This window comes from Agrobacterium sp. rho-8.1 (assembly GCF_033957725.1).
Taxonomy (GTDB): domain Bacteria; phylum Pseudomonadota; class Alphaproteobacteria; order Rhizobiales; family Rhizobiaceae; genus Agrobacterium.
The window spans coordinates 85,522-98,224 of the sequence record NZ_CP192790.1 but is presented as its reverse complement, the minus strand read 5'-3'; the positions used below and the strand labels follow the sequence as shown (position 1 = coordinate 98,224).

General features: G+C 55.1%; 16 protein-coding genes and 2 pseudogenes. 6 read left to right on the top strand and 12 right to left on the bottom strand.

The features are described from left to right. Positions 1–100: 100 nt before the first annotated feature. From RMR21_RS23135 to RMR21_RS23125, 3 genes are all read right to left on the bottom strand, one after another. Positions 101–766, bottom strand: coding sequence for an aldo/keto reductase (locus RMR21_RS23135; RefSeq protein ID WP_498672234.1), 666 nt, complete (start codon positions 764–766; stop codon positions 101–103). Beyond that, a complete protein-coding gene (locus RMR21_RS23130) occupies positions 763–1,077 on the bottom strand; it encodes an aldo/keto reductase (RefSeq protein WP_498672233.1) in 315 nt (104 codons plus the stop codon). The genes RMR21_RS23135 and RMR21_RS23130 overlap by 4 nt, the downstream gene beginning before the upstream one ends. Positions 1,078–1,168: 91 nt before the next feature. After that, positions 1,169–1,642: a glutathione binding-like protein gene (locus RMR21_RS23125; protein WP_498672231.1), complete on the bottom strand. Its 474-nt coding sequence runs from the start codon at positions 1,640–1,642 to the stop codon at positions 1,169–1,171. Here RMR21_RS23125 and RMR21_RS23120 point away from each other — a divergent pair. The 4 genes and pseudogenes from RMR21_RS23120 to RMR21_RS23105 form a co-directional block, all read left to right on the top strand. Further along, complete coding sequence (locus tag RMR21_RS23120) at positions 1,539–1,817, top strand: TetR/AcrR family transcriptional regulator C-terminal domain-containing protein (protein ID WP_498672230.1); 279 nt, start codon at positions 1,539–1,541, stop codon at positions 1,815–1,817. The genes RMR21_RS23125 and RMR21_RS23120 overlap by 104 nt on opposite strands. A gap of 145 nt (positions 1,818–1,962) precedes the next feature. After that, positions 1,963–2,142 (top strand): hypothetical protein, encoded by a 180-nt coding sequence (locus RMR21_RS23115; protein ID WP_498672228.1) that lies wholly within the window; start codon positions 1,963–1,965, stop codon positions 2,140–2,142. A 52-nt stretch (positions 2,143–2,194) separates the two neighbouring features. Further along, on the top strand, positions 2,195–2,455 hold the full coding sequence (locus RMR21_RS23110) for a hypothetical protein (RefSeq protein ID WP_498672226.1): 261 nt from the start codon (positions 2,195–2,197) through the stop codon (positions 2,453–2,455). Continuing rightward, positions 2,407–2,562: pseudogene (locus RMR21_RS23105) on the top strand (SbtR family transcriptional regulator); the annotation flags it as partial. The gene RMR21_RS23110 and the pseudogene RMR21_RS23105, both read left to right, overlap by 49 nt. Before the next feature lie 173 nt (positions 2,563–2,735). Here the strand turns inward: RMR21_RS23105 and RMR21_RS23100 are convergent. The 3 genes and pseudogenes from RMR21_RS23100 to RMR21_RS23090 all read right to left on the bottom strand — a co-directional run. Beyond that, positions 2,736–3,163: pseudogene (locus RMR21_RS23100) on the bottom strand (HNH endonuclease); the annotation flags it as partial. Positions 3,164–3,382: 219 nt separating this feature from the next. Continuing rightward, positions 3,383–4,636, bottom strand: coding sequence for a type II toxin-antitoxin system HipA family toxin (locus RMR21_RS23095; protein ID WP_498672222.1), 1,254 nt, complete (start codon positions 4,634–4,636; stop codon positions 3,383–3,385). Further along, entirely contained in the window at positions 4,629–4,943 is a 315-nt protein-coding gene (locus tag RMR21_RS23090; RefSeq protein WP_498672220.1) for a helix-turn-helix domain-containing protein, read from the bottom strand. Before RMR21_RS23090 ends, RMR21_RS23095 begins: the two co-directional genes overlap by 8 nt. A gap of 244 nt (positions 4,944–5,187) precedes the next feature. Between RMR21_RS23090 and RMR21_RS23085 the strand changes: the two genes are divergently transcribed. Continuing rightward, a complete protein-coding gene (locus RMR21_RS23085; RefSeq protein ID WP_498672218.1) occupies positions 5,188–5,337 on the top strand; it encodes a hypothetical protein in 150 nt (49 codons plus the stop codon). A 473-nt stretch (positions 5,338–5,810) separates the two neighbouring features. On the opposite strand, the gene ocd is transcribed toward RMR21_RS23085, so the two are convergent. The 6 genes from ocd to RMR21_RS23055 form a co-directional block, all read right to left on the bottom strand. Next, a complete protein-coding gene (ocd, locus tag RMR21_RS23080; RefSeq protein ID WP_498672216.1) occupies positions 5,811–6,863 on the bottom strand; it encodes an ornithine cyclodeaminase in 1,053 nt (350 codons plus the stop codon). A gap of 65 nt (positions 6,864–6,928) precedes the next feature. Beyond that, a complete protein-coding gene (locus tag RMR21_RS23075; RefSeq protein WP_498672215.1) occupies positions 6,929–8,599 on the bottom strand; it encodes a M20/M25/M40 family metallo-hydrolase in 1,671 nt (556 codons plus the stop codon). A gap of 16 nt (positions 8,600–8,615) precedes the next feature. After that, a complete protein-coding gene (locus tag RMR21_RS23070) occupies positions 8,616–9,380 on the bottom strand; it encodes an amino acid ABC transporter ATP-binding protein (protein ID WP_498672213.1) in 765 nt (254 codons plus the stop codon). Then, complete coding sequence (locus RMR21_RS23065) at positions 9,377–10,033, bottom strand: amino acid ABC transporter permease (protein ID WP_498672211.1); 657 nt, start codon at positions 10,031–10,033, stop codon at positions 9,377–9,379. The genes RMR21_RS23070 and RMR21_RS23065 overlap by 4 nt, the downstream gene beginning before the upstream one ends. Beyond that, on the bottom strand, positions 10,030–10,692 hold the full coding sequence (locus RMR21_RS23060) for an amino acid ABC transporter permease (RefSeq protein WP_498672209.1): 663 nt from the start codon (positions 10,690–10,692) through the stop codon (positions 10,030–10,032). Before RMR21_RS23060 ends, RMR21_RS23065 begins: the two co-directional genes overlap by 4 nt. 176 nt (positions 10,693–10,868) lie before the next feature. Then, on the bottom strand, positions 10,869–11,642 hold the full coding sequence (locus RMR21_RS23055; protein ID WP_498672207.1) for a transporter substrate-binding domain-containing protein: 774 nt from the start codon (positions 11,640–11,642) through the stop codon (positions 10,869–10,871). 251 nt (positions 11,643–11,893) lie between these two features. Between RMR21_RS23055 and RMR21_RS23050 the strand changes: the two genes are divergently transcribed. After that, the gene (locus RMR21_RS23050) at positions 11,894–12,307 is read left to right on the top strand and encodes an Lrp/AsnC family transcriptional regulator (RefSeq protein WP_448779971.1); all 414 of its coding nucleotides are present in this window, start codon (positions 11,894–11,896) and stop codon (positions 12,305–12,307) included. Positions 12,308–12,703: the final 396 nt, after the last annotated feature.

Below are 12,703 nucleotides of genomic sequence, written 5' to 3'. Positions count from 1 at the left end.
ATACCCAGCCTCAAAAATTCAAGGTTTGACTCGTCTGCCTTGAAATTGTGTAGAGGTTTTTTGGATTGGCAGCCCAGACCACCAATCCATCCGTTTAAGATTAGCTATGTAGGCCATCATATACACTGGGCGTATATGCTTCATTGTAGCGCGCACCAAATCCGGCAGTAGGCAGGATTCCACTTATGCGTGCCAGATCGCTCTCGGTGAGGACAAGATCGGCGGCACCGATATTCTCTACCACGCACGCAGTACTAAGGGTGCAGGGAATAGGTACGATGTCATCGCCTTGGGCCAGCAGCCATGCCAAGGCCAATTGAAAAACGGTCGCGCCCTTTGAAGCCGCAAGTCCGGAGAGCTTCTGGGTCGCGGCAACGTTCTTTTCGAAATTTCCAGGCTGCCAACGTTCGACTGTCCGGCGCATATCGGACTCCTCATATTTGGCAGCAGGCTTGGCAGTGCCGGTGAGGAAACCACGACCAAGTGGCGAGTAGGGAACAAAGCCGATACCGAGTTCACGGATGACCGGGAAGAGCGCTTCAACGTCGCGTTCGAACAGCGAATATTCGGTTTGCAGTGCTGACACAGGCAGCACAGCGTGGGCTCGGCGAATGGTTTTTCGCCGGCCTCGCTCACGCCAAAATATCTTGACCTTCCCGGCATCAACCAGGTCCTTGACAGCGCCGGCAACGTCCTCGATTGGCACGGCCGGATCCACACGGTGCTGATAGAAGAGGTCGATCTGCTCGACACCAAGATATTTCAAGCTGTTTTCCGCCACCTGCCGGATATTTTCGGACGGCTGTCACTGCCGTAGGAGCGGGTAAAGCCAAACTTGGTGGCAATCACAACATCGTCGCGGAAGCCCTTGATGGCCTCCCGGACAATCTTTTCATTCTCCCCCCAGCCGTAAAGCTCCGCGGTGTCGAAAAAGGTGACGCCCTTTTCATAGGCCCGTTGAATAGTCTGGATACCCTCTCGGATGTCGCTTGATCCATAGGCGATGGAAATGCCCATGGCACCACAGCCAAGCTCAGAAACCGTCGGACCCTGCATTCCGAGTTTTCGTTGTTTCATAGTGGTATCCTGTGTGTTCCCGTCTGCGTCGAGGTCAGGTGACGAACTGAATCCGTTGTCGTCTGAGAGACCAAGTTAGTGGTGCTGCACCTTAAGCGCTGACATGGGTTGGCAAAGACTGCCCAATAAGTTTTGAAGCGGGCCGCTCTCCCATACGCTCGAACCAAGAGGCCATGTTCCTGCGGCCCGGAATATCTAGCCAGGGCAAAGACTGGCCCATGGTGAACATAAAAGTATAGAGTAGGACATCCGCCATGGAGACGTTATCTCCAGTGATATAAGTCTTGCCTTCCATATCTTCGTCCAGCTGATTGAGGCCGCGCTCGGCCTCAATGCGGTTAGCTAATTTCGCTTCCGGCATTGGAAGTCGATTGCCGCGGTAGAAGTTGACTGCGTCGTCGGTGCCACGCCAATGCGCTACAAAATGAGCGATGATCTCGAGATAGACGCGACGCGTCCACATGTCGGTGACGGCACGCTCCTCGGGCGTCGCTCCGAACAGTGACCGCCCACCCTTGGCAACCTCATCCAGATACCGGCAGATTGCGGTAATCTCAGTAATCACTTGGCCGTTGTCGAGACGCAGCGCTGGCAGTGGGGAACAGCTAAGCGCTCTACTGAAAGCTTTTTTCTACTGGCCAAAGTTCTTGAGCGGCACCAGATCGATTGAAACTGCAAAAGCTGACCAAGTTATCGACGACTGCCTTGAAATGTTTCTTGCTCACTACCAAGCCGAATGAACCGGAATGACGGCTTTTCGGATTTTGAGGATGCTGTTTCAATCGCCGAGACACCGTTAATCGACGGTAGCTCTGATCTGTATTCGCGAAACAGCAAGAATCGGGGCAGACACGCCCCCTGCCGCTGAAATCGGCATTTTGGAGCATGGCCGAAGCGAAGACATCTCTGATTGCCGTCGAGCGCCGTGCAGGAGAACTGGACATGATAGCGTCGGTGCTGCCTATCGAGCGCCGCAGGAATATCTGGCCGTTCTCGACGATGCTGCTTTCAGGTATCGCAGGATTGGCGCGTAGCGCTTCGATGTCCACCTCGACCGCCTTGTAGGGATCCATAATAGCCAAGGGTTCCAGACCGTCGGACGGGACGCTCATGTATTGTGCCAGAAGATCCGGCGCGTGTAACAGCCTCTAATGCCACAATCCGTGTGCTGCAGCAGGATCACGTTCCATCCCTCGCCGACAGGCTGTCCAGCCGCCTTGGACACATTGCCAAGGATGTTCATCGTTTCGAAGAAGGCTGGATTGACTTTGCCGCCGACGTTGCGGACGATGGCTGCTTCGTCCAGCTTCAGCTTCAAGACGTCCAGTTGGAACGCCCGGATGTGTCGCGACCAAGAATAAAGGTGCTCGACTCCTGAACCGTGCGCAGAAGGCGGGAGTGGTTCGGCCCGATATCAGCTTCGACGATCTCGTTTGCACAGCGATGGCCATCTCCTTGGCAACCGAAAAACTGACATCACCGTAAGCTCGCGTCGCTCATTTGGTGGGGGTATTTATGGAAGGAATAGGCATCCGTTAAATGCGGCACCAGATGACAACTGATGGCGCGACGCGGTGGATTGCGTGCGGGCCGCGAGTGGCCCATCAGAAACGCGTTGCCAGCATCGTGCTCTTGAAAGGATCTGATCCGACGGCGCGCTATTGTTTGAATGTATTCTCGCGGTGCCATCTCAGAAACTGGGGATGCGGGCGTTCGTGCACACCTGCCGGCACAATAGCTCTTCCTGTTTTGTTGATAAGGCCTTGGACGCTATCGCGATCGTTTGCGTGACGAGAAATCAGAACCTCAAGATCGTTAGATAAGCCGATAAGGCCGCGATCGAACATCCAGTGTGCGGTGCCAGAAGCGCAATGCCGTTTGACAGAATGTCCAGACCGTTCGCTTCGACCGGGCGAATATGGGCAGCGGCGACCTCGGCCCGGCCGCCGCCATTGATCAGCTTCAAGCCTGTTATCGCGCATCGTTTGTCGTAGGCCTGCAAGATCAAGCGGCGAAACAAGCGATCGCGGACGATACGCGATGAAAGATGCGTGACGCGCAACCTCTCCTCTCCGAACACGAAAGGAGGCCTATATCGGGCTACTCGCCTTCAACCGCCTTGCCTATCGGAAAAATCCCACGAAAGAACGTCGGGTCTCACGGGAGAATGCAGCTGAGCACCATGTCGTGCAGGAGGTGCCTTCGCTGAGAATCGTCGAAGGCACCCTTTGGCAGCGGGTGAAGATGCGCCAGGAGAGCTGGCGCAAGGGCTGGGATAGAGTTGTCACCGTTCGGCCGGACGGCTTCAATCCGCACAGGTGCTAAGGATCGGGGTCATCAGCCTGACATGCGTATCGACACGCTCGAGAACTTTCTGCGGAACGACTTGCCGTTCCGGCAATGACCACCATAGTTCGTTGACACGTTCGACCGTGTCGGCCACTGCCCTGAGGACGGCTGCTTCCGGCAGGCGGGCGCGATTGGAGAAGGTTTTCCAGCGCTGTACCATCATGGCCTTGAAGGGGCGCTCGCCGGCAAGCGACAGCGCCATAGCATCCGCGGGGATGTAAGGCACTGTCGAGAGTACGTCGTAGACAGGCGCGAGTTGCGGCGTGTCGCCAGCTTCGCGATAGATGAGCGACCAGTTCTTGAGGTGCATGTCGCCGTTGCCGGTGATCGCAGCGAGAGCCAGCCTGCGGACGAATTCGAGTGCGGCCGCAGACGAAACGGCAACGTTTAAGGCTGCAGCGATATCATGGTAGGCGGCACCTTCGTACTTCCGCGAAGGATTGACGCCGAACACCTGCGCGAAATCCTCGATATGGATCCGCTCGCCGTTTGCGCCGCGATCGAAACGTTTGACGAGCAGGACTTTTCCGTCCGACAGCGTCTCGAACTCCTTTGGAATACCTTCGAACTCCGATTGCTCGACCAGTTCGCGTTCCGGGACCTCCATTCCGATCGCTTCGGCCAATGCGAGATTAGCATATTCGTTTTCCGACACGCCAGGAAACGATGTCGATGGAAACTTGGCTATGTATGATCCCTGGTCGTCACCGAGCGGCAGCGTCAGTCCACCCCCCTTCCCAGTGTTCTTGATCACGGAAAGCTTCATCTGGACGCCGGCGAGCGAAAACCGTACTTTCGGCTTGGGAGCAGACAGGTTGTCGAGACGCGCAACCCTTCCGTTACTTGGCACGACGCGGACAGCCCCCGGCAGGTCCGAGCCGAGTGCGACGAGCAGGTCGAAGTCGTTGCCCGCACGAACACCCCCCGCGTGGTGTTTTTCCATTGCCTCACGCAGTTTGTCTTCGGGGAGCAGATTGGCAAAGAACGCCGGCAACGCTCTGGCAACGGGTTTCGGGTCCTTGCGCAAGCCGCCGGTGGCTGCGCGAAAAGACAGGCTGAGCACCAGGAAGCCGCCGGTTGCGCGGTAGCTGCCCTCGAAGCTGAAAGCGTTGAAGTCGCCAGGCGTCCGAACGATTGTGCCGACCCTCACATCTTTCAGCAGCACGTCGAGGGATGAAATCGATCGTGGATCGGAGGATGCCTCAGACATTCTCATTCCCATCTGGATGAACCATGAATGCTGGAAGATCATCGAGATCGTCATGCGGCCGCATCAGCGCATCGACGGCCGGAACCATGGCTTGTGGTATGAGCATCAACTCAAGGCCGAGCGCGCGGGCGATGTTGATGAGCGTCGTTGTGCGCGCAGCACTACTTCCGGCTTCTATCTCACGATAACGGGGACGCGATATACCCGCCATGTCGGCAACCTGCTCCTGCGTCAGTCGCCGGACTTTTCGCGTAGACTTCAGCAACTGCCCGATTTCCAACAGGGCATCTGACTCAGACCGTGCCATCTTACCTACCCAAACGTTTACCTTGAAGGAGACAAGCCATCTCAGACATTTTGAGCTCGGTCAACATAAAAGAAAGGAATACGGATCATTCCTCTTAAATTGTTCCTTTTAGGTATCATCGGTCGGTTTTCGGAATGGATTCCCCTCGGTCCGCAAGCCGTATCCCAACATAAATGCTATGTTAAAGGCAGGCCCCTATTCCCGCTCGCCCTCGACACTAGTGCCAGAGAGAAACGGAGTGAGAATGCCCAAATACGTTCTTTCTCACGTCATGTTCAGCGAAAGTTCGGAATTCTGCGACGTGCGTCGGAGACGTGTCGGCCGAGACGACGAGACGCTACCAGCGCTGGCCGGATACGTTCCGGGTCAACCTCACAAGGCTGCGGTGCTGTAGCACACTGGCCCGGTAGATGACGGCTCTCGACCCAACTCAGCCCTGAATTAAACGCGAAGACCACCTCAAAACGGTCATGACACGCAGTATGGCAGTGGCCAAGCGTATAACGTCCACTACGGAACCAGCACTTTCTGCGTCATCGGCTTTTCGAAAATGCACGCCTGTTCCCGCAACACATTCCACTCAATTTCAGTCCACCCTAGGCAGCATAGAAGGTGCGTCCGCTCTGGCACGCAACATAGCTACAGCACATCCTCTCCTTTTGCGGTCGCAAGCTGTTCGGCTGCATTGACAAGCGCCAACCCCATTCGATGTTTACGATATTACGGATCTACCCAAACATCAGCAACCCAAGGCGTTAGGTTTGGTCGTGACCATGTCTGAGCTGATTACCGAAACAGTGCCGACAAATTCCGGCCCAGCGTGCGCCACCCCTGGAAACGCATCAAAGTCACACAAAATCGGGCACTTTAAAGGTTTTGCTTGCAGCGCAAAAGCATGCCGTAAAGGTCTTTTGGCTCATCCGGATCAGCCAGAAGGTCGAGTTCGACGTAGAGCCCCGTCTCCTGAAGTTTGCTACGAACGTAGCGTAGAGCGGAAAAGTCCTCGATCGCGAAACCTACACTATCGAAGAGCGTGATGGCGCGGTCGGACTGACGTCCCTCGGTTTGTCCTGCCATCACTTCCCAAAGTTCCTTCACAGGGTAGTCGGCATCTAGTTGTTGAATCTCACCTTCAATGCGTGTCTGCGGCGGATATTCGACGAAGATGTCGGAGCGCAACAAGATGTCCTTATGCAATTCCGTCTTGCCTGGGCAATCGCCACCAACGGCATTAATGTGGACGCCTGGGCCGACCATATTGTCGGAAAGGATGGTGGCGCATTGCTTGTCGGCCGTGACTGTCGTGATGATGTCAGCCCCTTCGACCGCTTCCTGTGACGTGGTGCATTTGATAATCGTAAAGCCTTGCCCCGCAAGATTGCTGGTGCAGCGGTCTGTTGCAGAAGGATCAAGATCGAAAAGGCGCAACACGTTCACGCCAACGATCGCTTTGAAGGCCAGCGCCTGGAATTCGCTCTGCGCCCCATTGCCGATAATCGCCATGGTTTTCGAGCCTTTACGCGCTAAATGCTTGGCGGCGACGGCGGACATAGCGGCGGTGCGCAGAGCTGTCAAAATCGTCATTTCGGAAAGCAGCATTGGATATCCGTTGCCGACATCCGATAGCACGCCGAACGCTGTGACCGTCTGGCGTCCTTCCTTCGTATTCTTTGGATGGCCGTTAACATATTTGAAGCCGTAGAGCGTTCCGTCACTCGTCGGCATCAATTCGATAACACCTTCATCGGAATGCGAGGCAATGCGCGGTGTCTTGTCGAACTGCTCCCAGCGGAGAAAGTCCTCCTCGATCACGGCGGCAAGCTCGGTCAGAAACGTGTCGGTTCCAACCGTCAGCACAAGCTTCATCATATGATCGACACTGACGAAAGGAACTGTGTTCAGATTTGCAGGGGTGGTCATGGATGTTATCCTGTTGGCTTTTGGCAGCGGATTGAGACAAGCGGTGTTGTCTGCTCCAAGCTGCGTCAGATATCGTTGCTGGTGTCGTTGAGGAATTGATCGACAATATCGGCAATGAGAGTGGGCAGAACCTCAAAAGCATAGGGGGCATGGACCCGCTCGAGCTTTTGGTGAAACTCACGCCCCCATGGCCCGATGTTGACCGCTGGAAAGCGCAGCGCATTCGCGGGAGGCCGGTCGATCAGGCGCGAAATCGGCGTGTTCTGAGAAACCACATCGCTGCCAGTCGCCGCTTGACCGAGGAAACTCATATCGGAAATGCCCTGAAAATGCGGTTTCCAGGTCAGGCTCCGGTCTGGTTCATTGCCGAGGAAGGTGCGTGCCTTTTCGATCGCCGTATGCAGCGCGCGGTCGTTGACGTACTCCATGCGCAGACGGCTGGGCGGATAGTGCAGCCCGGAAAAGCCGACGACGATAGCTGGTCCGGAAAGGCGCGCCACACCGATCAGCCATTCAGTAAGCTGGCGGGTTAATGACAGAGGGTTGTCGATGGCAGAAAGACTGGATTCCTTCTCAGCATAGTGTGCTTCGAAGCCTTCTCCCGCCACCTGCGACGCGAGCGCACGCAGTTCCGCAAACGTAACGAGACGTGGGGTCGCAGGCGCAGGGCCGGCACTCTTTCCCACCAGCCTGCCATATTCCAGAGCCTGAGCAGCAAAGCGATCGACAGCCTCAACGGCGCCGGTCAAAACCTCATTGCGGAAACGCTCGAACAGGTCTTCCGCCGACATGGCGTGGTATAGCCAATTGAATGCTATCCAGAAACGTTCAGGCGTTGTTACCTCGTATCCGTCGCGCAGGTCTTTGGCTTCAAGGCATATTGGTGGTGGCGAAACATCGCTGTCATCCTTGTCAGCGAGTGCGGCGTTGCCCTCGAAACGCGACAGAATACCAGCGGCCATGGCCTGCGCGCTGACGCCTTCAAACGGGTAGCTTGCATGGGAGCTGCAACCGATAACAAGCGCAAACGGCAAAAGCTTGCCGATGGTGCCTGCGTAAACGGCGCGGCCTTCGCTGCCATCACCCTGGTCGGACGTGACATCCATGTTAACAGCGGCGGATATCTCGATATCGAAGGCTTGGGCAATGTCTGGCAGAGCATCGCGCAGCGAACGCATGCCGCGGCTTTCACGCTCTTCATCAGGTGTGATGATCAGCAGCAGATTGCCCTTGCGATCAGGACAGTTTGCAAAATGCTCAAGACAGGCGATGCCTGCCGCGTCACCGCTTTTCATGTCCAGCATACCGCGTCCGGGCAGAAAATCACCGCTCAGCAGATCCTGCAAAGCCCGCTCTTCCTGTTCGGAGCGTGCCCTGGCCGAGAGGTCGGCAATCAACGTGTCTTTCAGCTTGAGGCTGTCGCAGGCAAGCGGTTTGAGTTCGTGATAATTGTCGGTCGAAACCGTATCGAAATGGCCAGCCAAAGCGATTGTTTTGCGGCCCGTACCGCGCACCAGTGCGGCCAAATTTCGCGTCAATGGATCACCATGGCTTTCGATCAGGCGAAGGTCCTCCGGGTGGTCGCGAAAGTAAGGAATTTCCAGAAGCAACGCATGCAGGCGGTCGGCGAATTCTGCCTCTCCCGCTGTTCCGGTTTCACTGGGCCAAGAGACAAGGCGCAGGGCCAGATCTCGTACATATGCAGGATCCAGCGGTGAATTTTTATGTAGGCTCATGACTTGGGTCTTTGCTCTAATAGGAGAGATGCTTGCGCAGGAACGCACGGGTCCGATCTTCCACAGGGTTTGACAGGACATCGCCGGGCGCACCCTCCTCGACTACCACACCACCGTCCATGAACATGACATGATCACAAACCTCCGCGGCAAATCGCATTTCATGCGTCACAATCAGCATGGTCATATGTTCAGCGGCAAGTTGTTTCATGACCTGGTTCACTTCCTCCACGAGCTCCGGATCGAGAGCGGACGTTGCTTCATCGAACAACATGACTTTGGGCTGCATGGCGAGAGCGCGTGCGATGGCAACGCGTTGTTTCTGTCCACCGGACAAGCGGGACGGATAAGCATTTCCCTTATCGGCAAGCCCCACCTTTGCAAGCAGTGTATTCGCTCTGTCCAATGCCTCGGCTTTGGCCAGACCCTTGAGTTTCATCGGCCCGATCATGATGTTCTGGAGCACCGTCAAGTGTGGAAACAGATTGAACTGCTGGAAAACCATGCCCATTTCCCGTCGGATATGGTTGATGTGGTTTTCGAAGGCGCGGCCTTTCAGTGGCCGGTTCACCTGCTGTCCATCCAGCCAGATTTCGCCGCTGGAAATTGCCTCCAGCATATTGATAGATCGCAGCAGCGTACTCTTGCCCGAACCACTTGGCCCTATGATTGAAATGATCTTGCCGCGCGCGACACTCATGTCGATGCCCTTCAGCACCTCGTGGTCGCCGTAGGATTTGCGGATTTGTCGGAGTTGGATCATGGGGTTTTGTGCTGTCATCGGATTGCTTCCGCTTTTCTGGCCGCCTGCTTCAAAACAAGCTCCATCGCGATATTGACGATGTAATAGAGAACCGCCGCAGTGAGATAGAATTCAAAGGGACGATAGGTTTCGCTGATGGCGCGCTGCGTGTTCAGCACAAGTTCTGCGATACCGAGGACGGAAAGGACCGCCGTATCCTTCAAGAGAATGATACTGTTGTTTCCAACCTGCGGAAGCGCTGCAAGCACTGCCTGAGGCACGATGAAGTGCCGTAAGGTCGCTCCCTTGCCAAAACCAAGCGTTCTAGCTGCTTCTGTCTGGCCGGAATCGACACCTCTCAGTGATGCTCCGAAAATATCGGCATTGTAGGCCGCATAATGCAGGCCCAGACCGATGACCCCTGTCCAGAAGGCTGGCAACAGGATACCGACTTGCGATAGGCCGTAATAGAGCAGATAAAGTTGCAAGAGCAGTGGCGTGCCCATGAACAGGAACATGACGCCGCGGATCGGCAGGCTGACGAGCTTTGGGCCGTAGAGTGTTGTCGTGGCTATCAGCATACCGAGTACAATGCTGATCGCACCGGCAAGCACGGTAATGAGGATAGTCCAGAGTAGTCCAGTGAAGAGGATTTCCCAGTAGGACGGGACGACGCTTAAATCGAGGCTCATGCGCTTGCCCTCTTGCTTGTGTCGCACATCCGTTCGATTGTTCGCACCATCAGCGAAATGGCGGCGACGATGAACAGATAAGACAGGCCAGCCAGGGCGAAGACTTCGAAAGGCTTATAGGTAGAGGTTACCAGGCGCTGTGCGGAATAGGTTAGCTCCACCACGCCGATTGTTGACACCAGAGCTGTGCTTTTCGATAGAATAACGGTGTTGACACCGAGAGAACGGATCATCAACGGCGCCGCCTGTGGCAAAACAAAGAGCCGCATGGTTGCGAAGCGACCAAACCCGATTGAGCGAGCAGCCTCTGTCTGCCCGCTATCAACGGCCAGAATGGCACCTTTCATGCCGACCGACATGTAAGCACCGATATTGAGGCCCATGGTCAACATCCCGGCCATAAATGGTGTGAGATCGAGGCCGAATTGCGGGCCGCCGAAATAGACTAGGAAAAGCTGCACAAGCAAGGGCGTGCCCCGCATGATGCTGACATAGGCCGCACCGAACCACCGCAAAGGCCCCGTCTTGGAGAAGAGTGCAGTGGTGATGGCTGTTGCGATGACAAGCCCTATGGCCAGCGACGCAGCGGTCAGGCTCAGGGTCATCAAGGACGCCTCGACCATGAACGGGAAAATCCGCTTGATGAGTTCGATATCCATTTCGGCCTTTCCGGATTGGGCTTTCACGCAAAAATGGCGAAAGAACCATCTCACTGGTTGCGCGAAATCCCGTCACAGGCTTGCGCTGGAGAAGATAACGCCTGAACGCGGTGATTGTGATGTATCCGCTGGAATGCAATGCTCCGGGAACTGTTGTCGCCCCGGAGCAGCACCATTTAACGGATGTCCGAACCAATCCACTTTTTCGAAATGGCTTCGTATGTGCCGTCTGCCATCATGTCTTCAAGCGCCTTCTGCATTGCTGCAGCGAGTTCTGGATTGTTCTTGCGAATTGCGATGCCGATATCAAAGCGCGGCAATGTGGAATCCTTGACCTGCTCGATGGCCGCGCTGCTCTTGTTGATCGCAACAAGAACCGGAACGTCATCTGCAACAATTGCATCGACGCGACCAGCGCCGAGGTCGAGAAGCATTTCTGGCAAGCCCTTATAGGTGCGGACCGTAAACTTGTTCTGGTCGCGAACCCATTTTTCCGACGTCTCGCCCAAAGTCACTCCAATGGTTTTACCTTCGAGGTCACCAATGCTCTTGACAGAGGCACCTTTGGCGACAAACAGACCAAGCCCCGAGCGATAGTAAGGACCTACAAAGTCGATAGCTTTCTTACGTTCGTCGGTAATGCCCATGGAGCCGATGACGGTATCGGAACGCCCGGTCACCAGGCCGGCGATAATACCGTCCCAAGCCGTGGTTACGATGTTTGGCTCAACCTTGAGGCGACGCGCCATCTCGGTTCCGATATCAACATCGAAACCAACAACCTTGTTGGTTTCATCAACAAAGCTAAAGGGTGGAAACGCACCGGAAAGAGCGACCGAAAGCTTTCCGGCCTTCTCAATCTTCTGAAGGTCATCCGCATGCGTTGCAGTCACGGTGGCGCACAGGCCAGCAACAACGAGCATTGAGGAAAAAACGCGCGACAGTCTCATAAATCCATCTCCCATCATAATCCGGCTCACCGGATTACTGTTTAATCAGCGGTTACATGTGTCAGCGGCATTGATCGATCGGAAGCGTCAGACCCGTTTGCTTTAAGCTTGATCCCGCATTTTTGGTTGTCATGAAGTCCCGACTGAATTGGTTCTAGCGATTGTCGCCTGAACAAAAAAGAACAGGAACTGTCGTTTTTTCTATACATTTGACGATATAATCAATATTTTGACGAAAAAGGAATTTCACGATGGATGAGCTGGACAAGCGACTGATTTCGGAGTTGCGCGTTAATGGTCGCGCTTCTGTTCCTGAACTGGCACAATTGCTTGGCGTTGCTCGCGCCACGGCCCAAAAACGCCTGGATCGGCTGATCGGCAACGGTGACATCAAGGGTTTCACGGTCCGGCTGAGGGATGATGTCGGCAAGGATTTTATCCGGGCGTTCATTGTGATCGAAGTGGAAGGCTCTCCGAAGGCGACGATTTCCGCTATAAAACGTCTCCCTGGTGTCAAGGCGCTGTCCAACACCAATGGCATCTGGGACATGATCGCAGAGATTGAAGTGTCAACGATGTTACAGCTGAATGAATTGATCTCGACGGTGCGCGCCACCAACGGAGTGGCTAAGAGCGAAACCTACATCATGCTAGGACCGGCGTGATGGGGCACAATCCTGAAAGCATACGTGGTCAGAAAGTTGCTGCGATCCATCGCCTTGAGCGGATTTGAACCCGGGACAGACTGACTACGGGCGATAAGTTCTGAACTAAATGGTTCAAAATTTTGGGCGATTTCCTGGAAAAAAGAGTGCGAATAACATGAACCGCAAATCCCTCCACCATAATGGTGCTTGCGCGTGCCGCGGCGGATATCTTTGATAACCTGTTCGGCGGGAGAATTCGGCGGCTCAAATTTTGTCTCATCCTCGCTTCCTTTGATGTGAGCTACGATGAGCCGAAAATCCTCTCTTCTCAATTAAACCAATTCTGTATCAGGTGCGTTGATGTCGGACACGCGCGACCATGATGTTGATGTGGGGAATGAGGCTCTCCGCCCA